Here is a 22,467-nt window from a genome sequence, read left to right as displayed (position 1 = left end):
AATCTGCAAAGAGCCCCGGAATTGCTCTGGTCAACGTCCCTGCCATCTGTTATAAGGGCAGGGACGACCCGACTATCCGTGACCAAAGCAGGCAAAGGAGAGTTTGACGTGCGACGTGCAGTGAACATGGTGTTGATTGGTTTCATGGTGTTGACAGCCTTTGGGTGTGCCCAGAACTATTACAATATCCCGAGGGAGAGTTACGAGAAAAAGGTCCGGGTCCTGGGGGTAGTGCCAATCCTGGTGGATGCGGAATCCGATATCCGCCATCCGGAAAAGGGTGCCGTCGTCTCCCTGCTCAAAGAGGCGAACCGGAAGAACGAAAAGGAGTTGGTGGCGCTTCTCAAGGATACGGGCTCCTATTTTTCCGTCCGGCTGCTGGACGAGGACGCCGACCAGCTGTTTACCGGCCTGGGCGCCCGGCGCGAGCGGCGTGACGACGGCGGCGTGATCTACAACAAGTATTTTTTCCGGCCCGAGGCCCTGCAGGGGCTCGTTGATCGGCACAAGACGGACGCGGTCATGATTGTGACCGCGAGCGGCCTGACCCGCCAGGACAAGTTCTATTCCAGCAACCTGCTCTCCTATCTGGCCGGGGAGTACAACTTCCTGACCTTCTCCGCCCAGGTGCTCGACCGTGACGGCACCGTGCTCTGGGAATATCCCAATTTCCGTCAGCGGATTATCAGCTACCCCGCGTTCATGGCCCTCCAGTATCCCGACTTCGACGAGGCCAAGGCCAATGCCGCCAACGAGGTCGAGGTGAAGTTCAAGACCGTGGCCGGCATCGGCCGCGCCCTGGCCAAGAGCGAGGAGTCGCGGCTGCAGCCGAAGGCGTCGGTGTCGACCCTCTACCGCGACCTGTTCGATGCCATGGTGTCGCTGATGGGGAGTGGCCGGTCGGCCGAGCAGAAAGAGAAGACGGCAACAGCCCAACCAGTTGCAGTGCCATCGGCACCGGCGCCGGTCATGGTGCCACCGGCTCCCGCTGCCCCGGTGGCGGTACCCGCTTCTGCTCCGGAACCGCCCGTTGCCGAGCAGCCGCAGGCGATCGCCCCGCCGGCGCCGATTCAGGAGCTGCCGGTCAAGTAACCGGCGCCTTTTCCCCGGCATAGCGTGAACAGCCCGGTCGACGTCCTGTCGGCCGGGCTGTTCACTTAGATCCTTCGCCCTCTCACATCCCCATCCCATAATGTCCCATGCTCCCATCATCCCGATATCCTCATGCTCGACAATGTGGCAATGGAACATGGTCATGCCGTCGTAGTCCATGACCGGGACAAGAATGGTGGCGCTTCCCATCTTCGGGATCGTGACCACGTCTTTCCAGGCGGGAATGGAGGTGTAGAGCGAAGCGTAGCCGCTGTCGCCGCCCGAGATGGAGAGAACCTGGCATGAATTGACGTGCTGGTGGAACGGATGGTCCATGTTGCTCTGGTTGACGATCTCCCAAACCTCGTATGAATCAAGGTGTGACATGACCTTGTAGGTGTGGGCCATGTCCGTGAACGAGATGCCGTTGATGTACCCTCTCCCCATCATCATGCTGAGGGTCAGCTGCCGCCGCGGCAGCAGGGCCAGGTTCATATTCAACCGTGTCGCCGCGGGCTTGATGGAAGCCGGCAAGGCATCGACCGTGGAAATCCCCCGTAGGTGAGGAGGGTAACACGGGTACCGTTCAGCGACAGCCGCGTCTCTCCGACCGTGAGCCTGTAGGCTCCCATGCTGTCCTTAACCGCGTCCGGGATGTCGTAGAGCGCCGACCCCGGAGGCGGGTCGATGATGGTCGTGCCACCACCCATGCCACCGCTTCCCATCATGGCGCGGGCCAGGCCGGCATGAAGCCCGACATAGGCGCTGGCGGCCGCGACTGCGCCCCCGGCCAAAAATTCCCTGCGAGTTACCCTATCTCGTTTCATTGGCGTACCTCCGGATAGTTTGGGAAATCCTTCGTCGTCCATCCGGGCCACTATCTGCCGGGCGGGTTGGTGTGGCAATCATAACAGCTCACCGTTTGCCCCTTAGCATAGACCTTCAGGTCCTGTCCGGTGGAGTGGAAGCTTCGCGTCGTGAAGGTCCGGGAGAGCCTGGTTCCCCGGTAGTCCTTGCCGTGGCAGACGGTGCAGGCCTGCGGGTCGGCCTTGGCGGCACGAGTATGGGTATAGACCCAGCCCTGGCCGAGGGTGTGGAGACCGTGCGGACCACCCGCATCGCTCTGCGGCAGTTCCCGCAGGTGGCAGACGGTACATTCCGCAACCGTCCCCGGGTATCCCTGCAGCTGTGTGCTCTGGACATTGTCATTTGCCTCGGAAGTTGCGTACTCGGCATGGGTCGAGCCGTGACATGCTTCGCACTGCATGGCTCCGTGGGTAGCGCCGAGCTTGTAGAGCGCGGCGCCCGTCGAGAAGATGCTTGTTGCCTGGCGGAAATTGCCGGAACCGTCAAAGGCGTTGTTGTCCCGCACGTAGGTGCCGTCAGCGGACTGGTAATGGCAGTACTGGCACTTCGGCACATCGATCCAGCCTTTCCTCCCCAAGGCCCCCACGACAGACATGGGGCCGTGGCAGCTCTGGCACTGGAGGGCGGCCGAGCCGTCCGGGTTCTTGGCGATCCCCATCACCCCCCGCAGACACTGGGTAGTCGATCCCGGGTGGCAGTAGTAACAGCCGGTTCGGTCCATGGTCTGGTCGAGGGGCATGCCGGTGTTGTCATCCATGGCGTGGACCCCGTGCCACGAGTGCATCGAGGTGGTGAGCTGCTTCACCCCTGCTACTCCCTTCGTCCCCAGGGCGTTGGAGGGGTGGCAGCTGGCGCAGAGAATCGGTCTGCCACTGTCTGAGGTCGCCAGGAGACCTGCCGACGAAAAGCCGTTGAAGGCGAGGGCCGTGGCATAGAGCGGGTTGGCTCCGTTCCTATTGTCGTGGAGCCGGAGAATGTTCCGCTTCCAGTCCTTTTCGGGATTGGAGTCGTAGACCCAGGCCGGGGAGGGCTGGGCCGCGGGGTCGCCGGTACCCGAGGCGTGGCAGTGGCTGCACGCCAACTCGTCGCTCACCGGCAGGACCGTTACGATGGTGGCGAGAACCTTCCCGCGGGCGTCCTTTGCCACGACCTTCACCATCGGGTAGTAGTTGGTGTTCCCTGCGTCGTCATAGGGAACGATCGGCAGCCCCTCTGCCTTCCAGAAGCCGAGGGCAGGGTCGTAGGCCATGGGCGCGGGGGTGAGGCTCGGCACGGGATTTCCCGCCAGTCCCCTGTCCGTCGGGAGCGTCACCCCGAAGAGGGAGAACACCCACTGCCAGAAATTCGTTTTCCCCTGGCTCGTGGTGTTGAGCGAGCCGCGCGTGTCGGGAGTTGCCTCGTAGGTGAGGGTCACGCCCGAGGTGACCAGCTTGCCGCTGAGGCGGTCTATCAGCTGGGCATGGAGGTTGTTGTAGGGGGGAAGAATGGCAAAGACCGAATAGTCGTGATCAATGCAGTGCATGCCGAGGTCGTTCCAGGCGATGAGGGCATACGTGCCGGTGGCGGCGCCTGAGACCCTTCCCGCTACGGGCGCCGAGCCCCCGGGATCGCTGCCGACGCAGCCATTCAGGATGAAAACAAGCGAAAGGATGGATACAGTGAAAATTATTTTTTTCATGACGCTCCCCCTAGTACCCTTAGCAGTTGTTTATTGTGTTCCTGTTCTGCGGTGGAATGAAAGTTGAGTAAAACAGTTTGTGATTGCAATAAAAAAGGGCCATCAATGCAGGCCCTCAGTTGATCTTATGGAGTACATTATTCATGGGCAACCTCTTCCATCCGAGCGCGACGGCACTGGAACAAGTTCCTTTTCACGACTCGCCCCATGCGCCCGTGATTGCATTGTGAGTTGATGGTTGTGCTACCCTGCCGCTAAGGTGCTCCAGGCAAATTTGGTGCCATTGGTTGTTCGGGCAGTGTTGGGGGGAAATATTCGTGCGATATCAGGTCGCTTTATCCGTTGATCGGAAAAGAAATTGATTATTTGCGGCTAATAAAGGGGTGTAAGGAGAATTTACAGTAGGTGGATATATCTTACTGAAAACGGTTGCGTCGGCGATGAGTTACCTTGATTGGTGGGCGTGTGAAACGATATCCGGACGGCGACACTGCGACCTTCCGGTGGATATATGTCGCAATCCGAGAGGTGGGCTAAGACGTCGTAGAGGCTTAATGGATTCAGGATGGTATCAGCCACCAGCAAGAAATGCCAGAATGGAGGCATGTCATGCCATCTCCCTTCGAGGCGCCCTGAACGATCCATTCCGGCTGCTGAACACGCATGGCTTCAACTTCCTTTGCTCAGCTCACGTGCGGGCATCTGCAGCATGATACCGGTCCGCATGATAGGAGCTGCGGACATACGGGCCGCTCTCCACATGGGCGAAGCCAAGCCCCTCGGCTGCCGCTTTCAACTGCTCGAAACGCTCCGGCGGGACGAACTCCACCACCGGCTGGTGGCGGCGGCTGGGTGCCAGGTACTGGCCGATGCTCACGTAGGCGCAGCCGACGCCACGCAAGTCAGTCAGGACGGCAAGCAGCTCCTCTTCCGTCTCTCCCAGTCCGAGCATGACCCCCGACTTGGTCGGGATCTCCGGGGCGATCTCCCGTGCCATGCGGAGGAGTTCCAGTGAGCGGTTGTAATCGGCGCCGGCCCGGATATGGTAGAGACGGGGAACCGTCTCCAGGTTGTGCCCCAGGATGTTCGGCCCGGCATGCTGGATCGTTTCCAGCGCCTTCCGGTCCCCTTGCAGGTCGGGGATCAGGAGTTCTATGGCGGTCTCCGGTGCCGAGCGCCGGATGGCCGCCACCGTTGCGGCGTAGTGGTTGGCACCGCCGTCGGCAAGGTCGTCCCGGGTGGGGGAGGTGACCACCACATGGGCCAGGGCCAGCCGCTGCACCGCATCGGCGACGCGCCCCGGCTCCTGGGGGTCGGCCGGCAGGGGGGACGCTTTTCCGACGTTGCAGAAGGTGCAGTGCCGGGTGCAGATGGCCCCCAGGATCAGGAAGGTGGCCTGCCGCTGCCGGAAGCATTCGCTGATGTTCGGGCAGGAGGCCTCCTGGCAGACCGTGTGCAGCGAAAGGCCTGCCAGGAGCCGTTCCATGTCGGCATTGGCGGCTGGGGAGACCTTCTTCTGCAGCCAGGACGGTTTTCTCCGGATTTCCATTAATACCCCCTTCTGCCCTTTTCTACCCTGATCCGGGACGAGGCGCAACCGGAATCTATCCGTTTGACTCGACGCTCCCCGGCGTTATAGTCTTACGATAGCAGTTCAGAACAGCACACATGGAGAACACAATGGCACGCTGGCGCAAATGGTTGATCGGGGTGTTTGTGGCAGCTCTGCTGTGCGCTGGGTTCATTGCCTTTATACTCCCGGGCATCGTCCGGAGCCAGCTGGAACAGCAGGTCAGCCGTGCGACCGGCCGCACCCTCACCGTCGGCCGGATATCCATAAACCCTCTTACCTGGAGTGCGGGGCTGGAGGGAGTCAGGCTGAGCGAAAAGGGGAGCAGCCTCCCGTTCGTCTCCTTCAGCAGCGCCCGGGTGCGGGTGAGCCCCGCTTCAGTCTGGCGACTGGCGCCGGTTCTCAACGACATCAGCCTGGCCGCACCCCGCGTGCGCATCGTCAGGACCGGTCCGAATCGGTTCAATTTCAGCGATCTGCTGGAGAAAAAGCCTGAAGAGAAGAAAAAGGAACCGGGCGAACCGGCCCGATTTTCCCTCAACAATATCGTCCTGAGCAACGGCTCGATCGATTTCCGGGACGATGCCCTGTCGACCCCGAAACTGCATACCGTCCGGCAGCTCCTTATTCAGATCCCTTTTGTCAGCAACATCCCCTACCTGGCCGACCGGTATGTGGCGCCGAAACTGACCGCTCTGGTCAACGGCGCGCCCCTGGCTTTCGAGGGGAAGATGAAGCCGTTTGCCAAGGGGATGGAGGCATCTGTCGCCATAAAGCTCCGCGAATTGGAGATCCCCTTTTACGCCGCCTATTTCCCCAAGGAGTTGCCGCTGCGGGTAACGGCCGGCCGTTTCTCCACGGATCTTATTGTCAACCACCGCCTGACCAAAGGGGAAAAGCCCGATATCGCCGCAACCGGAACGGTCACCCTGAACGGGATCGATTTGAGGGAACGTAGCGGTGAGCCGCTGTTTACCCTGTCAGAGGGGAAGCTGGCCATTGCCCGGATCGGGCTGCTCAGTGGCGAATACCGGGCCGCGAGCATTTCTCTGGATACCCCTGTGGTTACCGTAGCCCGGAATCGGCAGGGAGGGTGGAATTTCCAGCGATTGACGGACCGCGGTAACTCTGGCAAGCACTCTACTGAAGCCGGCAAGACCCGGGGGCAGACGGCAGGAAAGGCTGCACAGCCGCTCATAGCCGTTGGCGAGACGCGGGTGACCAACGGCACGGTGCGCTTCAGCGATGCCGTCCCACCCGGTGGGTTCACGGCCGAGGCGAGGCAGCTGGCAATTACGGTGACCGGTTTTTCCAGCGAGCAGGGGAAAATCGCCAACCTCTCCCTGGGGTTCACTACCCCCCGCAACGAACAGTTCGCCGCCAGCGGCACCCTGTGCGTCACTCCACTGGCGTTCACCGTCCGTCCGGTTCTCACCAACGGGGTTGTGGAGATTTCCTATCCCTACCTTGCCAACTATCTCACCGCGCCGATTTCCGGGCGGCTCAATGCCAGCGGCGAGCTGAGTTACTCGGCAGAAGAGGGGCTGCGAATCGCTGGCGGTGACCTGCAGCTGCGGCAGCTGGCACTTTCATTCGCCCCGCGGGAAGGGATCAGAATCCCGCTCCTGGCGGTGAACGGGGCGGCCTACAGCCAGAAGGAGCAGTCCCTCACGGTTGATAAGGTGACACAGCAGGGGGGAGAGGTCGTTATTTCCCGTGACGCCAGCGGCGTTTTTTCGCCAGCGCGCCTGCTCAAAACGCAGCCGGCCGCATCGGTGCCGCTGCCGGCGAAGCAGAAAACGCGTGATGAGAAGGGCACGCCGCTGCGCTTTACTGTGAAGCAGGTAACGATGAGCGGCCTTAATGCCTCGTTTACCGACCATACCCGTGAAGACGCACCGACCTTTACCCTGAAGAAGGCGAGCCTTTCCCTGTCAGACCTGCGCGGGCCCCGGATGACTTCCATGCCGTTTCGCTTTGCTGCCGGCTATGGCCAGAAGGGTTCCCTCAAGGTTGACGGCCGCATCTGTCCGGTCCCGTTCCTTTTCAAGGGAAACGTGGCGCTGGCGCGGATTCCGGTGCTGGATGCCGATCCGTACCTGCCGGACGGGGTGAACGTGGTGCTGGCCGACGGCTCGCTGGACGCGACCCTGGCTCTCGACCTGACCGCCCGTACAGCCGGGATTGGCGGCAGTTTCAAGGGGAGCCTGGGGGTGCGCAACTTCTACAGTCTCGACGCCGAGGAGAACGAGGACCTGCTCAAGTGGGAGAGCCTGCAACTCGATGGGGTGAGCGGCACCCTTGCTCCCTTCTCCCTGCAGCTGGCCGGCGTTTCGCTCAACAACTACTACGCCAGGGTCATCATCAACCGGCAGGGCGTAGTCAACCTGCAGGATCTCTATCGGCCCGATCCAGCAGCAGCCGTGGCCACCAAGCCCGTAGCGGCTCCAGCGGTAGCCGCGCCTTCGGCGGCGCCGGCTTCTGCCGCGGCGGCTCCTCCTAACAAGAGTATCCGGATCGATACCGTCACCCTTCAGGACGGGGTCCTCAATTTCACCGACCGCCACCTGAGCCGGGAATTTTCCACCACCATGGTCAATCTGGGGGGGAGGGTGAGCGGGTTGACCTCTGAGGAGGGGAAGGTTGCTGACGTGGACCTGCGGGGCAATCTGGAGAACCAGTCGCCGCTGCGCATTACCGGCCGGATCAATCCGCTCAAGGGTGATCTGTTCCTGGATATCCTGATCCGTTTCAGCGATATCGAACTGGCCCCCATGACCCCTTACTCGGGCACCTATCTCGGCTACACCGTGGACAAGGGGAAGCTGACGCTTGACCTCAAGTACCTGATCGAGCAGAAGCGTCTCAAGGCGGAAAACAAGGTGTTCATGGACCAGCTGACCTTTGGCAATGCCGTTGAGAGCGACAAGGCAACCAGGCTGCCGGTCCGTTTGGCCGTGGCCCTGCTCAAAGACCGGAAGGGTGAGATCCGGCTCGACCTGCCGGTGGCCGGCCGTACCGATGATCCCGATTTCAGCATCTGGGGAGTGGTCTGGCAGATACTGAAGAACCTGCTGGTCAAGGCGGCAACGTCCCCCTTCTCCCTTCTCCAGTCCATGTTCGGCGGTGGCGACGACTTCAGCGGCGTTGCCTTTGCCCCGGGAACGAGCAGATTGAGCGCAGCCGAGGAGGGGAAACTGCGCAATCTTGCCAAGGCGTTGCTGGACCGACCGGCCATCAAGCTGGAATTGACCGGCTTTGTCGACCGGGAGCGTGACGCGGAAGGGTACCGGAGCGAACTGCTCCTGAAGAAGATGAAGACCGAGAAGTTGCTGGCATTGGTAAAGGAGAAGCGGGACGTTGCCGGCCAGACCACGGATAGTGCGGAGATCCTGCCGGCCGAGTCCTCGGTGTTGTTGAAGAGTGTGTACGAAAAGGAGAAGTTTCCGAAGCCGCGCACGATCATCGGCACCCTGAAGAGCCTGCCCGATGCGGAGATGAAGAAGCTGATCCTGGCCAACACCGTGGTGGGAGAGCAACAACTGCGGGCACTGGCACGGGAACGGGCAATGGCGGTACGCACCTTTTTGGTAAACGACGTCAAACTGCCGCAGGAGCGGATTTTCGAAAAGAGCGGCGATATCTTCGCCCCCCCGAAACAGCAGGAGATGTCAGGCAGTCGGGTCGAGTTCGGCGCGGTTGCCCAGTAAGGAGGCGATCGTCGTGGGATACCTTCTCTGCGGGATAACGGGCTGGTTCGGGATTACCCCCCGCTCGTTTCCCCAAGATTCCAGGCGGCCCCGCGGTACTTGACGAGAAGCTCTCCGGCAACATCCTCTTCCCGGGAACTGATCGTGCCGGTTTCTAGTGTCCCCCCCTGGTTCTCCCGAAAGGCTGCTTTCAGCATATCTTTCAACGACCCCTCTTCCAGCCGAATCCCCTCTTCCCACAGGCTCGTGGTTCCCTCTTTCACTCCGACAGGGGCTTCCCGCAGAAAGCGTACCCCTACGTCGGTCATGTTCCTGAGCGGAATGGAGCCGTGCTGAAAGATGGCGTTTTTCAGCCGGCGCTGGGCGTTGCCGCCGATCTTTCTGTCGCCTATCAGGATGTCGTAGCTCTCTTTGCCGGCGAAACAAAACGGCGTCCGTTCACCGAGAACTGTGCCGGGTGGAAGGCGATCGACCGCGTAGGAGGCATCGAGGCCGAGCTGCCGGTACAGGGAGAGGAGGAAGGAGGTCAGAATTCGGAACGATTCCTTTATGGAAGCGGCTGGTGGGAGGTGGTGGGGGGCGCAGACCAGGCTGTAGGTCAGTTCCGCGGCATGGTAGATGACACCGCCGCCGGTGATGCGGCGGACAACCGGGACACCGGCAGCATGACAGCGATCCAGGTCGAGGACCTGTTCCGCATTCTGGAACCGTCCCAGCGACAGCGTTGCCGGGGCCCAGCCGTACAGGCGGAGCACGGGGCGTGACCCGTTCGGGTCGAAGCTGGAGAGAAGTGCCTCGTCAATGGCCATGTTGGTCGGTCCGTCAGCGGGACCGGTGTCAATGCAGCGCCACCGTTGAGGACCGTTTTTTCGTGTGTCGGGCATGACGTGCCCCTGTGCGCGTGAGGATAGTTTCCTTAATAGCACACTCAGGGGGATGAGTACATGCCGGAGTCGGGGAACTCACTGCACGGCGGTGGCGAGTTGTGTCCCCTTTTTGAGGGTGAGGGGAGTGGGTACCCGTTTGTTGGGTTTGTCGGCAGTGTCCAGAAACTTGACGGCGAGGCGCCTTGATTCATCGCCGAGGCGGTAGATCTTTTTCCGTTCATCCCAGGAAACCAGTCCCCTGCTTTCCAGTGCTATCAAGAGGAGCAGTGCTTCGCTCCGGGTACACCGCAGACTGAAGGCCAGATCGCCGATGCTCATGCTGCTGTTCCCTTCGGCGAGGATATCCATGAGCATGAGCGCCTTCTCAGTCGTTTGGACCGTCTGCATGTGCTTTTCCTTGATCATTACTCGTCTCCTGCTCCCACGGACAGGGGCCTGGCTCTGCGTGACGAGCGCGATCTTGGTTCCTTCTTGAGACCGCTGATACTGACGTGGTGCGAGTATTGGAGCATCGCCTCCCGCATGACCTGTGACACGCTTTTTCTGGTGACCCGGCTGACCAGTTGCAATGCCTTTTTTTCATCATCATTGATGCGCAGGGATACCACGTTGTATTTGGGGATTTTCTTCATTTCTTATACTCCTCATCGGTGGTGTCTGTTCAAGCTTGCCCGGTTGGCCGGGCGTACGTCGTAATAACAGGAACTTGTTTTTGATTTCGCTTAGCGAAACATAGTTCTCGTAGCTGGAACTATCATTAGCGTATAATGCGCAAAGTGTAAACAAAAAAAATGACTGCCTATTGAAGATATAATAGGGTTATTTTGGCTGCGAGCCATAGGTTATGGGGTTCGCTACGTTTGTGATCCTGCAGAAAAGGTGATACGCTTGTTTCATGACACGAAACATGTCGTGGGAGTTTTTCCGTTTGACTTCCATCGCCCTTTGTGCAAACTTTGTTCGGCAACTTACTATGATTACAGGAGTTAACATGGCGACGGATGGTGTCGAATCGGGTGAGGAGAGCGAGCGCCAGTCGGTACGGGCTTTGGCACGGGGGTTGGAGATCCTGCGTTGCTTCAGGCCCGGCGACCGGTTTCTGGGGAACCAGGAGATCTCCCAGCGCACCGGTCTGCCAAAGCCGACCGTCTCACGTCTGACCTACACACTGACCGGTCTGGGGTATCTCAATTATTCGGAGAAATACGGAAAATACTATCTGGGGACCTCCGTGCTGGCCTTGGGATATACCATGCTGGCCAACATGGATGTTCGCAAGGTCGCGCGGCCGTTCATGCGGGAACTGGCCGAGTATGCCCAGGCCTCGGTGTCGATCGGTGTGCAGGATCGCATGAACATGCTGTACGTCGAAGCATACCGGAGCAGTTCAACGGTCACCCTTACCCTCGATGTGGGCTCGCAGATCCCCATTGCAACCACCTCCATGGGGCGTGCACTCCTCTGTGCCCTGCCTGAGCCGGAGCGAGTGGAGCTTCTTGAGCAGATCCGGGTACGAAGTGGGGAGCAGTGGCCGAAGATAGAGGCCGGGTTCCTGCAGGCACGGAAAGACTACGAAGAGCGGGGGTTCTGTTTTTCCCTGGGGGACTGGAAAAAGGACGTACACGCGGTGGCGACCGCCCTGGTTCCAGCGGACGGTTCGCGGACTCTTGTCTTCAACTGCGCCGGCGCCGCCTTTCAGTTACGCCGGCATATGCTGGAGGACGATATCGGCCCCCGGTTGTTGAATCTGGTTACCAACGTGCAGGAAGCGCTGGACAGGATCTGAACCATCCCGGGCTACTGCCCCGCTCCCCGCACTGTCTCAAGCAAGTCGGCCGGGCTTCCGTTCCGGCTCGTACTCCTTCGCATCTCCCCCTAGCAGTGGGCTAATTGTCGAACATCAGCTTGCGTTCCAGATCCATGGAGTGGGAGATGCGCTTGGCATCCTCCACCGTGATGAGGTCCTGCTTGCACAGTTGCAGCAGGTGCTGGTCCAGGGTCTGCATCTGGTAGAGGGAATTGCCGGTTTCGATGTGCTTTTCGATTTCGTCCAGACGCCCTTCCCGGATGCACGCCTGAATCGTTGTGGTGGCGCGCATGATCTCGACCACAGGGATGATGCTTTCGCCGGATTTGCCCTTGACCAGACGCAGGGAGACGGTGGCGACCAGGATGTCCGCCAGTCTCTGCCGGAGAATCTCCTGTGCCTCGGGCGGGAAGTTGCCGACGATGCGGTTGATCGTTGATACGGCGCCCTGGGTGTGCAGGGTCGAGAGGACCAGGTGGCCCGTCTCCGCAGCCTTGATGCAGGCATCGATGGTCTCTTTGTCGCGCATCTCCCCTACCATGATCACGTCCGGGTCCATGCGCAGGGAGGCCGTCAGGGCAGCGTTGAAACTGTTCGTGTCGATGCCGACCTGGCGCTGGATGATACAGCTCCGCTGCGAGGTGAAGAGAAACTCGATGGGATCTTCGATGGTGATGATGTTGTAACTGTACTGCTCGTTCAGGAAGCGGATCATGGATGCCAGGGTTGTTGATTTACCGTTTCCCGTGGGGCCGGTGACCAGGATCAGACCGTTCGGCACCTTGGCGATCTCGCCGAGCACGGGTGGCAGGTTCAGATCCTGGAAGGTGCCGATATGGGGCGGGATGACGCGCATGACGATGCCGAAATGGCCCCGCTGGCGAAAGATGCTGACCCGGAACCGGCCGCCGCTCGGCAGTGAGTAGGAGGCATCGAGCTCTTTCAGGTCATTGCTCAGCTGCTGGCCGTTTTGCTCCAGGATCTGTGCGGCGATGAATTCGGTGTCCGCGGCCGCCAGGTTCGGCATCTTCGAGCGGATGAGCTGCCCCCGTCCCCGGAAAAAGGGGGGATTGTCCACCTCGAAATGGAGATCGGAAACTCTCTTCTGGAAGGCGATTTCCAGGATCTGATGCAGGATATTCAGGTCCATAACGATCCTTTGTGCAGGTAGCGTTTTAGGGTGATTGTACCCGGTTTTCGGATTTATTCAGGTAAAGGGCGTTGTCCAGTACTATGCCGGCTTGGTGCGCCAGGGTTTCCATGAGGTCGGCCCGCACCGGATTGCCGGACGTAGTGCCGAAGTCGCAGTAGGTGAGGGCGAACACGCGGCCAAGGCTTTTGATGGGGGCCAGGAGTATTTTGGCGGTGCGCGGGGCACCAATCTCCGCATAGAGGTGTTTCGCCAGGAGCGGGTCGCTGCTGGGGCCGTAGAAAAAACGACCGCCGGCGATCGTTTCCCGGAAAACCGACGGTTGGTCAAGGGGGAGCATGAAGCGCAGGGGCGGAGTTGGGCCGGCGCTCTTGTCCGCATTGATGCCGATGCCACGTTCGGCAATCAGTTCCGTCTTGACGACCACGAAGGTGATGGCGCGTTCGAACATGACAGAGGCAAATCTCAGGAGCGCATAGGAGATGTCCGGCGCTGTCGAAAGAGTGCCGAGTTCACGAACCCGTTCAGCGAACTGCCGTAAGATCTGCTGGTCCGGATGTGGCGGAGCGTGTGCCAGCCAGGCCTGCAGGGCCTTCATGAAGCCGATGGCATCGGTCGCAATGGTCTCTTTCCGTTCTTCGCTGCAGGGTCTGGGTATCACGCTGAGTCCCGCCTCAACCGCCTGGAGCGCAAATGTGTGATCCCGTGGCGATGCTAGCTGCACGATCGACAAGTGTGGATAACGTGCCTTTTCCCGGTGCCACAGGGCGACGATCTTGTCCGCCGAAAATCCCTCGGCGGCCCGTTCCGGAGAGTCAACGAGGAGAACCGGCAGCAGATCCCTGGCGTGAGACTGGTCGACGATATGGTCGATGTTCGCCTCCTCGTCCGTGGTGAAGGCAAACAGGCCTTCATGCCTGCACACCGTCATGACGGCATGCCTTATGAGCACATCCCGACTGAGCAGGATGACCGCCAGGGCCGGGCCAACGGCTGGCACCAGGTCTGACCCCTTTAGTGGTTGCGAAAAAGCCACCAGGAAGGATAACAGTTTTTCCTGTTCGCTAAGCGGCAGATTTTGCAACTCGTCTGCCAGCGCCTGGCGATGGGGTTCGGCCGGATCGTACGCCTTTACCCCCAAAAATACATCCGGGATCACCTTGTCAAGGGCATCGAGATTGTCCAGGCCAAGGACGTCGGCCGTGATGGCCGGCTTTTCCGGCGTGACTGCCCATGACTCGCCGGGTGCGATATCCCCGTCATATGACTCTTCTTCCGGGAGGGTACCGTCCCGCAGCTTTTCATCGTAAATGCGCAGGGCATCCATCAATACCCCCTGCGTGTCGATGTTAATCTCCTGGTTCATCCGTTCCGGATAGTACCGGTAGTCATCGGAAACGTGGGCTTGGGCAACATCCAGGCTGAACGTCCCCCTCTTCCATGTCAGTATCTCGACAACCGTCAACTCAATGAGATGCTCAAGTGCCTGGTAGGCATCACTTTCCCTCACGCGCCCGCTTTGTACCAGGGTTATGATTAACGGTTTGCGATCCTTCCCCGCGTTTTCCTGCTCCTGAAGGGCGGCTGCGAGGATTTCCGGGGTAACGTGCTGCCGTTCCACAAGGATATTGCCGATGCGTAACATGTTGTTCAGGTGATTTGCGCTGACGATGTAGCCGTCCTTGAAGACCAACCTGCTTTCACCCTTGCGGCTCTTCACGCTCAGGATGCCGGATTTTCTCGTCGAATGGAGCAGCTGGATCACATCGACTATGGGCATGTGCTCTAAATCGCCGACAAAGGACATGGTGGTACCCTCTCCATTCACTAACTGTTGATGCAGCAACTCCGACAGGTTGTAGGATTATATTCCATTTTGGCGCGGCTGCAAGAAAAAGCCCCTGTCCGGCGGTTGACGGAGAGGGGCGTGCAGATACTCAATGGGTTGGGAGGTGGAGATGCAACATTGTGCGTCTCTACTGGCAGCAGACGTTCTGCTCCCGGGCCGCCTTGGTCTCGTCCAGGCGGGAGATGGGGGTGGTCACCGGGGCACGTTTCAGAATATCCGGATCGTTCTCCGTTAGTTCCGCCGCCTCGCGCATGGCGGCGATGAAGGCATCCATGGTCGCCTTGGACTCGGTCTCGGTCGGCTCGATCATAATTGCTTCCTTGACGATCAGGGGGAAGTAGACCGTGGGGGGGTGAAACCCCTTGTCGATCAGGAACTTGGCGATATCGATGGCATGGACGTCGTGGGCCAGCTGCCGGCTGGCCGAGAGGACGCATTCATGCATGCAGGTCTGGTCGTACGGAACCTCGTAGAGATCCTTGAGTCGGCTCATGATGTAGTTGGCGTTCAGGACCGCCTGTTCGCTCACCTGGATGAGCCCTTCTTTTCCCATCATCAGGATGTAGGCGTAGGCCTTGGCCATGACCCCGAAGTTGCCGAAGAAGTTGGCGGTGCGGCCGATCCCTTCCGGGTTCTCGTGTTCCACGGTGTAGGCCCCGGTCAGCTTCCTGACGATCCGGGGGATGGGCAGAAACGGGATCAGCCCTTTCTTGACGCCGACCGGACCGCTTCCGGGACCGCCGGCACCGTGGGGGGTACCGAAGGTTTTGTGCAGATTGACGTGGACCACGTCGAAGCCGACATCGCCGGGGCGGACCTTGCCCATGATGGCGTTCAGGTTGGCGCCGTCGTAGTAGACCAGGGCGTCCGCGCCGTGGGCCAGGTCGCAGATCTCCTTGATGTGCGGGTTGAAGAGGCCCAGCGTGTTGGGGCAGGTCATCATGACCGCCGCCACTTCGTCGTTCAGGGCGGCCTTGAAGGCGTCCAGGTCCATGTCGCCGTACGGAGCCGTCGGGATGGTAATGATCTCGTAGCCGACCATGGCGGCGCTGGCCGGGTTGGTGCCGTGGGACGAATCAGGGACGATGACGTATTTTTTCCGGTTCCCCTTGGCCCGGTGATAGGCGGCGATGAGGAGCATGCCGGTCATCTCGCCGTGGGCGCCGGCCAGCGGCTGGGTGGTCACCTCGTCCATGCCGGTTATTTCCGCCAGCAGGCTTCCCAACTCGAAGAGCAGTCCGAGGGAGCCCTGGGTCAGCTTCTCGCCGCCCGGCAGGAGCGCCGTCATGGGATGGAACGGAGCGAAGAGGTTTGCTGCCGCTTCCAGCCCTTTGGCGTTGTATTTCATGGTGCATGAGCCCAGCGGGTAGAAGTTGGTGTCAACCGAGTAGTTGAGCCGCGACAGGTTGGTGAAGTGGCGGACCACATCCAGTTCCGAGAGCTCGGGAAGGCCGGCCGCTTCACTGCGCAGCAGTTTTTTCGGTAACGCCTTGGCCTTGGGCACATCGCTGGCCGGGAGCCGCACCCCTTTTCGGCCGGCAACGGATTTCTCGTAAATCAGCTCCATAGGACACTCTCCAGCTCTTTTGCCAGCAGGTCGATCTCCTGCCTGTTCCGTTTTTCCGTAACCGTGACCACCAGGTAGTTGTCGGCATCCTGGTAGTACAGCCCCAGCGGTACGCCGGCCGCAATTCCCTTGGCCAGAAGCTTTTCCACCACCTTGGTGGCCCGCATCGGCAGGCTCAGGGTGAACTCGTTGAAGGTGGGGGAACCCGCCAGCACGGCCACTTCGCGGATGCTGCCCAGCACCGCCTTGGCGTACTCGGCCTTTTCATAGTTGAGGCGGGCCAGCTCCGCAAGCCCCTGTTTGCCCATGAGCGACAGGAAGATCAGACCGCGCAGGGCCGAGAGGCTCTGGTTGCTGCAGATGTTGGAGGTCGCCTTGTGACGCTTGATATGCTGTTCCCGTGCCTGGAGGGTGAGGACATAGCCGCGCCGGCCTTCCCGGTCAACAGTCTCGCCGATGATCCGGCCCGGGAGGTTGCGGATGTATTTCTTCCGGGTGGCGATGAAGCCAAAGGATGGCCCGCCAAAGGAGAGGGGGTTCCCCAGGCTCTGGCCGTCTCCCACCACGATGTCCGCCCCCATCTCGCCCGGGCTCTTGAGCAGTCCCAGCGAAACGGGGTAGACGGTGGTGATGAGCAGGGCACCTTTGGCGTGTGCCGCCTTGGCCACATCGGTCAGATCCGTGAACCCGCCGAAGAAGGTGGGGTTCTGGACGATGACCGCCGCGGTCGTGTCGTCCAGGGCTGCCAGACAGTCGGGTTTGTTCGTGGCCCCGTCCAGAGGAGAAAGCTCGATGATCTCCACCTCCAGGTTGGCCAGGTAGGTCTTGAGCACCTCGCGGTAGAACGGGTTGGCCGAACCGTCCAGGATCAGGCGGTTCCTGCCGGTGATCCGCAGCGCCATGAGAGCCGCCTCGGCCAGGGCCGTACCGCCATCATAGAGGGAGGCGTTGCTTGCTTCCATATCGGTCAGGCGGCAGATGGCGGTCTGATACTCGAAGAGGGCCTGCAGGCTTCCCTGGGAGCATTCGGGCTGGTAAGGGGTGTAGGCGGTGTAAAACTCGGCCCGGCCGGACAGGTGATCGACCGCGGTGGGGATCAGATGGTCGTAGAACCCGCCGCCGATGAACGGAATGACCCCCTGGGCGTTGCTGGCGGCAAGGTTGGTCATCTTCTGCAGCATCTCGAATTCCGACATGCCGGCCGGCAGGTCGAACGACTTGGCCCGCAGCTTCTTCGGGATCGGCTTGAACAGGTCGGCAACACTGGCGACGCCGATTGTGCCGAGCATCGACTGCTGTTCGTCGACAGTGTGTGGACAATAGCTCATAATTGTTTCCTTTGGAAACCGTGATTTGTAACTGGTGACCCGTAACTCGGGAAAAACTTCTCCGAAGCACGAGTCACCAGTTACCAGTCACGAGTCACGAGTCACAGATTCTTAAGGTATTCCTCGTACTGGGCTTTGGTCATCAGGTTTTGCAGTTCGGACAGGTCGGTTGCCTCCATTACGGCAATCCAGCCGGCGTCTTCCGGGGCGTCGTTGACAATTTCCGGGGTGGTTTCCAGTGCCTCGTTGACCGTCACCACCTTGCCGGAAACCGGCGCGTAGATGTCGCTGGCCGCCTTGACCGACTCGATGCCGGCCAGGATCTCGAACTGCTTGACACTCTTGCCCACTGCCGGCAGCTCCACGAAGGTGATGTCTCCCAGTTCATGGGCCGCGTGCTCGCTGATGCCGACGGTGGCAATGCCGTCCTTGACCTTGACCCACTCGTGTTCTTTGCTGAAGAAAATTTCCATATTCCCTCCTGATGGAATTGATAGTATTGGCAAAATCTATTGTGGCTTCAGTTGGTTGCTATCCTGCTATGGGTGCCGCTACGATCTCAGCGAGCCACCCTTAAAGAACGGCAGGTCGCACACCGTTGCCTCCATGGTGACCTTGTCGTGGCTGACGGTGAGCAAGGTGCCGGCTTGCGCCAGTGCCGGCGGGACGAATCCGAGGCCGATGCCGTAGCCGAGCATGGGGGAGAAGACGCCGCTGGTCACCTCGCCGATTGTATCGGAGCCGCTGGCGATGCCGTAGCCGTGGCGGGGGGAGCGGCGGGACGAGACGGCAAAGGGGACCTTGACCCGGGTAAGCCCTGCGGCCCGCTGGGCCTCGAGTGCTCTTTTACCGATGAAAGCCTTGTCAAACTTGACGAATGCCTCCAGGCCGGCCTCCAGCGGGGTGATGGTTTCATCCAGGTCGTTGCCGTAGAGGCTGTATCCCACCTCCAGGCGGAGCACGTCCCGGGCTCCGAGGCCGGCCGGTTTCACCCGCTCGTCGGCGAGCAGCAGGTCCCAGAGCTCGACCACCTTGTCCGCCGGCAGGAAGATCTCGTAGCCCAGTTCGCCGGTGTAGCCGGTGCGGCTGATGATGGCGTCGACGCCGAGCAGTGTGGTCTTCATGAACTTGAAGTAGGGGAGCTGGCCCACTGCCGGGCCGAAGTGGGCGGTCATGATCTCCCGGCTGCTCGGTCCCTGCAGGTCGAGTTTGCCGGTGGTCGCCGAGATGTCGGTAAAGTCGGCGCCTCCCTTCAACCGGGACCGGATTACGTTGAAATCGTTGTCGCTGGTGGCGGCGTTCACCACGACCATCGCCTCGTCCTCGGCCAGGCGGAAGACAATCAGGTCGTCGATGATCCCACCCCGGTCGTTCAGGAGAAAGCCGTAGCGGGAACGGCCGACCGGGATGCTTTTGACGGAAAAGGTGAACAGATCCTCCAGGCCATCGGCCACCAGATCGCCCCGGAAGATGAACTCGCCCATGTGGCAGATGTCGAAGAGGGCGGCCCGTTCCCGGCACCAGCGGTGCTCGGCGATGATGCCGGTATACTGGATCGGCATTTCCCACCCGCCGAACGGGGCCATGAGGGCATGCAATGATTTATGGGCGGCGCAGAGGGGGGTATACTTCAGATCGTCCATATGGAGGCGCTCCGGCGGGGATTTAGTGGGGCACACTGTAGAATATTTGCCGTCCTTTGTAAACTGATTTTCAGGGAGCCGTTAGCAGGGCCAACTGCTCCTATCTCAAGGGGTTTGCTGTTCCCGGCCAAAGATCGTCAGACGGTTTTTCCCCAGGCGCTTGCTGGTGTACATCGCCTCGTCGGCCTTGGCCATCACTTCCCGCAGGTCGTTGCCATCCCCGGGAAAGGAGGCGATGCCGGCCGAGAGGGTGGAGCGCAGTTCGAGTCCACCCACGGTGAACGGCGTCTCTGCCAGGGCCGTTACGATCCGCTCCACCGGCACCCGGGCGTTATCGGTCGTTGTCTCGTTGAAGAGGATAATGAATTCGTCGCCACCATAGCGGGCAGCAATGTCGCTGGCCCGGACGTGCCGGCGGATGATGTCCGCCACGTGGCGGATCAGGGCCGTTCCTGCCAGGTGTCCGTGGCGGTCGTTGATCTGTTTCAGATTGTCGGCGTCCAGCATGCAGACGGCAAAGGCCTTCTGATGACGCTGAGCCAGCTTTTCCTGGACGACTGCCAGGTTGGTGAAGTTGCGCATGTTGTGGAGCCCGGTCACCTCATCGGTGAGTGATAGCCGCTCCACCTCTTCCCGGGCGGATTCCGCCTCGCCGGCCAGCATCGCCCCCAGGTGGGCGATGAGCATGAAGGGGAAGAGCTGAAGCAGGTGGGAGAGGGAGCGGTATTCGTCCAGCCAGCCTGACAGGTTGCCGGTTGCCAGGTAAACGTAGGAACAGATGGTCAAGGCGGCCATGAAATAGGTGATCTTTTTACCCTGCGTCAGGGCTGTGGCCATCAGGATCAGGTAGATGAGGGAGATGAACGGGCTGGAAACCCTGCCGCTGAACCAGCAGATGCCAACGATAAAGGCGAGAAAAACCATCAGGTCGATGAAGGTCTTGATCCGGCCGGACCGGCCCGGGAACACCAGATAACGGGCCGCTGCGTTGTAGATGAACAGCAGCAGGCTGAGGAGGATAAGTGGCATCACTCCCCGGTCGTCCGGCGGGAGCAGCTTGATGTGGAGCGCCACCAGGGCGATGAGCAGCCAGGAGATATTACCCATAATCCGGTCGTAACCGGCAAAGCGGTTCTTGGCCGAGATGTTCCGTTCCTCTGTTCCGTGCAGGCGATCCATGGGTGTGTTACCGAACCTCTTCCTTTCCGGTGATAAACCGCCAGCTGGTACCGGCGATGTCCACCAGGCCGTCCAGGGTGCGGCGGTAGAACTTGCGCACCGGCATCCGGTTGAGCAGGAGGCCGCCGTCACCCTGTTCCAGCCTGACCAGGTCGCCCGGGAGGATCTTGATTACCTCCGGGTAGTTTTCGCCGCCGATGCCGAACAGGAAGCGGAATTTCCGGCCCTTGGCCTGGCAGGCGACAATAATGACCGTGGCCTGCGGATCGCCACTCTGGTAGTCGAAACGGGTGGAGGCGGTGACGAAACTCCCCTCCACTGCCCCGGAGACGGCCAGGAGATGGTCAACGGTAACCTCCTTCGGCTTCAGGGAGCCGAGGGGCGGGAGCCCCCACGGCCGGTACGGGTGCGGATTCCTTGCCGCATGGTGGGAGCTTCGCTCCAGGAGGATGACCACGTTGTTGTTGATGGGGCCGCCGATGGAGTGGGAAAGCCCGGCCTGGAACCGACCGTCCCGGATCAGGCGATGGTTTTCAACCACCTGGATCATGCCGGTGGCGCCCAGCGGGTGACCCCGCCCCTTGAGGCCGCCGGTCAGGTTGGTGGGGAACATCCCCTGCTCGCCGGTGAGACGGTCGTCCAGGAGCCCGTCCAGCAGCCGGTGGCGTGGCAGCAGTCCCAGATCGACCATGTTGATCGGGCCGAAACCGTTGAACGGGTCGTGCATGTTCACGTGCAGCCTGCCGGCGAAGCTGCGGATATTCCTGATCCCAGCCATGGCGTACGCCTCCGCCGCGGCCCGGACAGTGGCCGGGAACGAGTAAAAATAGTTCCGGTCGGCGATGGTGGGGATGTCGGTGGCGCTCCCCACGCCGGCCACCAGCGTCTCCTGGGGGCTGGAGGTGAGGATGACTGCGGCCACGCCGTCGGACATGGGACAGTAGTCGTGGTAGCGGAGCGGCCACCAGTAGCGGTAATTCCTGCCGGTGACGATCTGGCGGTAATAGTCGGCGACCGGGATCTCGAAGCGGAGGTGGGCCTCGGGATTGCGTGACGAGAAGCGGTGGGCCCGCTCGGTGAGCATGGCCGAGAAGGCGGTCCACTCGGTGGGGGTGAGGCGGAGCCGCTCCATGAGAGCCCTGGCCACCAGGGCGCCGCAGGCGGGCATGGTGAGGCCGAACTCGGCCTCGTCCCGGTCGATGACCCCGGCGACGATCCGGGTCGCCTCCGGGGTGGGGGCATCGCTCATCTTCTGGATGCCGATGGCCAGCACATGGTCGCACCGCCCCGAAGCTACCTGCAGGTACGCCTCTTCGAGGGCCGAGGCCCCGGACGACGAGGCGGTGTCGATGAGTACCGACTTTGCCCCGGAGATGCCGAGCACGCCGGAGATCTTGGCGGCCGTGTTGTCCACCCCGGAAAAGGCGGCCGGGTTCTGGGAACCGACCACGACGGCGTCGATCTCACGGCGGCGGATCGGGCTGTCGCCGAAGATGGCATCGACCCGGGCGGCCAGCTCCAGGAAGGTGCAGGCGCCGAGCTCTTTCGCGGTGTACCGTCCGACCGGCGCCATCCAGGAGGCGGCAACGTAGACCTTTCTCGGCGTGAATGCAGGTTCCATGCGATCTCCTCGCACTCTAGTGTGTGGATCATCAGGCATGCCGGATGACATCCAGTGTACCGAATAACGCCGTGGCGGCAAGTGCGGCAAGACGGGACTTGCCAGCGGGCGGGCACTCTGTTAATTTCTGAACTGATTACAGCACAAGGGGGCTCGCTATGGCGGTGCAGTTGAAGAATGTGGTGGTATTCGTCCGTGACCTGGCAGCAGCCAAGGTCTTCTACCTGGAACGGCTGAAACTGCCGCTTGCCCAGGAGAGCCAGATGATGATGGAGTTCTTTCCGGGGGGCGGGACTACCTTCGGGGTGGCATTGGCCGTGCATGAGGCTGCCTTTCCCTTGGTTGGCCGGCATACCGGCGTGACACTCAGGGTGGACGACATCGAAGGGCTCTGCCGGGAACTGGAAGCAAGCGGCGTGAAGTTTGCCGAACCGCCGGAACGCTCGCCGTGGGGCACCATGGCGGTGGTGGAAGACCCGGACGGAAACCAGGTCGCCCTGGTGGACAGATAGGAGAGGC

18 protein-coding genes and 1 pseudogene are annotated in these 22,467 nt (G+C 60.9%); 4 read left to right on the top strand and 15 right to left on the bottom strand.

What is annotated here, in order from left to right:
- Positions 1 to 108 precede the first annotated feature (108 nt).
- A complete protein-coding gene (locus JN12_RS02600) occupies positions 109 to 1,092 on the top strand; it encodes a hypothetical protein (RefSeq protein ID WP_145017794.1) in 984 nt (327 codons plus the stop codon).
- Positions 1,093 to 1,209: 117 nt separating this feature from the next.
- On the opposite strand, the pseudogene JN12_RS20710 reads toward JN12_RS02600, so the two are convergent.
- From JN12_RS20710 to lipA, 4 genes and pseudogenes are all read right to left on the bottom strand, one after another.
- Positions 1,210 to 1,539: pseudogene (locus JN12_RS20710) on the bottom strand (multicopper oxidase domain-containing protein); the annotation flags it as partial.
- 50 nt (positions 1,540 to 1,589) lie between these two features.
- Positions 1,590 to 1,919, bottom strand: a complete 330-nt coding sequence (locus tag JN12_RS20705; protein ID WP_246125724.1) for a hypothetical protein — start codon at positions 1,917 to 1,919, stop codon at positions 1,590 to 1,592.
- 50 nt (positions 1,920 to 1,969) lie between these two features.
- Positions 1,970 to 3,637, bottom strand: a complete 1,668-nt coding sequence (locus tag JN12_RS02590; RefSeq protein WP_145017792.1) for a multiheme c-type cytochrome — start codon at positions 3,635 to 3,637, stop codon at positions 1,970 to 1,972.
- Between the two features lie 688 nt (positions 3,638 to 4,325).
- On the bottom strand, positions 4,326 to 5,234 hold the full coding sequence (lipA, locus tag JN12_RS02585) for a lipoyl synthase (RefSeq protein ID WP_281287706.1): 909 nt from the start codon (positions 5,232 to 5,234) through the stop codon (positions 4,326 to 4,328).
- An 83-nt stretch (positions 5,235 to 5,317) separates the two neighbouring features.
- On the opposite strand from lipA, the gene JN12_RS02580 reads away from it, so the two are divergent.
- Entirely contained in the window at positions 5,318 to 8,917 is a 3,600-nt protein-coding gene (locus JN12_RS02580; RefSeq protein ID WP_145017788.1) for a DUF748 domain-containing protein, read from the top strand.
- Between the two features lie 53 nt (positions 8,918 to 8,970).
- Here JN12_RS02580 and JN12_RS02575 read toward each other — a convergent pair whose 3' ends face one another.
- The 3 genes from JN12_RS02575 to JN12_RS02565 all read right to left on the bottom strand — a co-directional run bounded on the left by JN12_RS02575 (position 8,971) and on the right by JN12_RS02565 (position 10,436).
- Positions 8,971 to 9,801 (bottom strand): lipoate--protein ligase family protein, encoded by an 831-nt coding sequence (locus JN12_RS02575; protein WP_145017786.1) that lies wholly within the window; start codon positions 9,799 to 9,801, stop codon positions 8,971 to 8,973.
- Between the two features lie 78 nt (positions 9,802 to 9,879).
- Positions 9,880 to 10,209, bottom strand: a complete 330-nt coding sequence (locus JN12_RS02570; protein WP_145017784.1) for a helix-turn-helix domain-containing protein — start codon at positions 10,207 to 10,209, stop codon at positions 9,880 to 9,882.
- A complete protein-coding gene (locus tag JN12_RS02565; RefSeq protein ID WP_145017781.1) occupies positions 10,209 to 10,436 on the bottom strand; it encodes a ribbon-helix-helix protein, CopG family in 228 nt (75 codons plus the stop codon). Before JN12_RS02565 ends, JN12_RS02570 begins: the two co-directional genes overlap by 1 nt.
- A gap of 359 nt (positions 10,437 to 10,795) precedes the next feature.
- Between JN12_RS02565 and JN12_RS02560 the strand changes: the two genes are divergently transcribed.
- On the top strand, positions 10,796 to 11,590 hold the full coding sequence (locus tag JN12_RS02560) for an IclR family transcriptional regulator (RefSeq protein WP_145017779.1): 795 nt from the start codon (positions 10,796 to 10,798) through the stop codon (positions 11,588 to 11,590).
- A gap of 100 nt (positions 11,591 to 11,690) precedes the next feature.
- On the opposite strand, the gene JN12_RS02555 is transcribed toward JN12_RS02560, so the two are convergent.
- From JN12_RS02555 to JN12_RS02520, 8 genes are all read right to left on the bottom strand, one after another.
- Positions 11,691 to 12,761, bottom strand: a complete 1,071-nt coding sequence (locus JN12_RS02555; protein WP_145017777.1) for a type IV pilus twitching motility protein PilT — start codon at positions 12,759 to 12,761, stop codon at positions 11,691 to 11,693.
- A 25-nt stretch (positions 12,762 to 12,786) separates the two neighbouring features.
- The gene (locus JN12_RS02550) at positions 12,787 to 14,568 is read right to left on the bottom strand and encodes a DUF4388 domain-containing protein (protein ID WP_145017775.1); all 1,782 of its coding nucleotides are present in this window, start codon (positions 14,566 to 14,568) and stop codon (positions 12,787 to 12,789) included.
- A gap of 169 nt (positions 14,569 to 14,737) precedes the next feature.
- Entirely contained in the window at positions 14,738 to 16,177 is a 1,440-nt protein-coding gene (gene gcvPB, locus JN12_RS02545) for an aminomethyl-transferring glycine dehydrogenase subunit GcvPB (protein ID WP_145017774.1), read from the bottom strand.
- Entirely contained in the window at positions 16,168 to 17,505 is a 1,338-nt protein-coding gene (gene gcvPA / locus JN12_RS02540) for an aminomethyl-transferring glycine dehydrogenase subunit GcvPA (protein ID WP_145017772.1), read from the bottom strand. Before gcvPA ends, gcvPB begins: the two co-directional genes overlap by 10 nt.
- Before the next feature lie 101 nt (positions 17,506 to 17,606).
- Positions 17,607 to 17,978, bottom strand: coding sequence for a glycine cleavage system protein GcvH (gcvH, locus tag JN12_RS02535; protein WP_145017770.1), 372 nt, complete (start codon positions 17,976 to 17,978; stop codon positions 17,607 to 17,609).
- A gap of 78 nt (positions 17,979 to 18,056) precedes the next feature.
- Complete coding sequence (gcvT, locus tag JN12_RS02530) at positions 18,057 to 19,148, bottom strand: glycine cleavage system aminomethyltransferase GcvT (RefSeq protein WP_145017768.1); 1,092 nt, start codon at positions 19,146 to 19,148, stop codon at positions 18,057 to 18,059.
- Between the two features lie 105 nt (positions 19,149 to 19,253).
- Entirely contained in the window at positions 19,254 to 20,327 is a 1,074-nt protein-coding gene (locus JN12_RS02525; protein WP_145017766.1) for a GGDEF domain-containing protein, read from the bottom strand.
- Positions 20,328 to 20,334: 7 nt separating this feature from the next.
- Entirely contained in the window at positions 20,335 to 21,948 is a 1,614-nt protein-coding gene (locus JN12_RS02520) for a thiolase family protein (protein WP_145017764.1), read from the bottom strand.
- 158 nt (positions 21,949 to 22,106) lie between these two features.
- Here JN12_RS02520 and JN12_RS02515 point away from each other — a divergent pair, with 158 nt between their 5' ends.
- Entirely contained in the window at positions 22,107 to 22,460 is a 354-nt protein-coding gene (locus JN12_RS02515; RefSeq protein WP_145017762.1) for a VOC family protein, read from the top strand.
- Positions 22,461 to 22,467 lie beyond the last annotated feature (7 nt).

It is taken from the genome of Geobacter argillaceus (assembly GCF_007830735.1).
GTDB classification, from domain to species: Bacteria; Desulfobacterota; Desulfuromonadia; order Geobacterales; family DSM-12255; genus Geomobilibacter; species Geomobilibacter argillaceus.
This window is presented reverse-complemented; position numbering and strand designations above follow the sequence as displayed.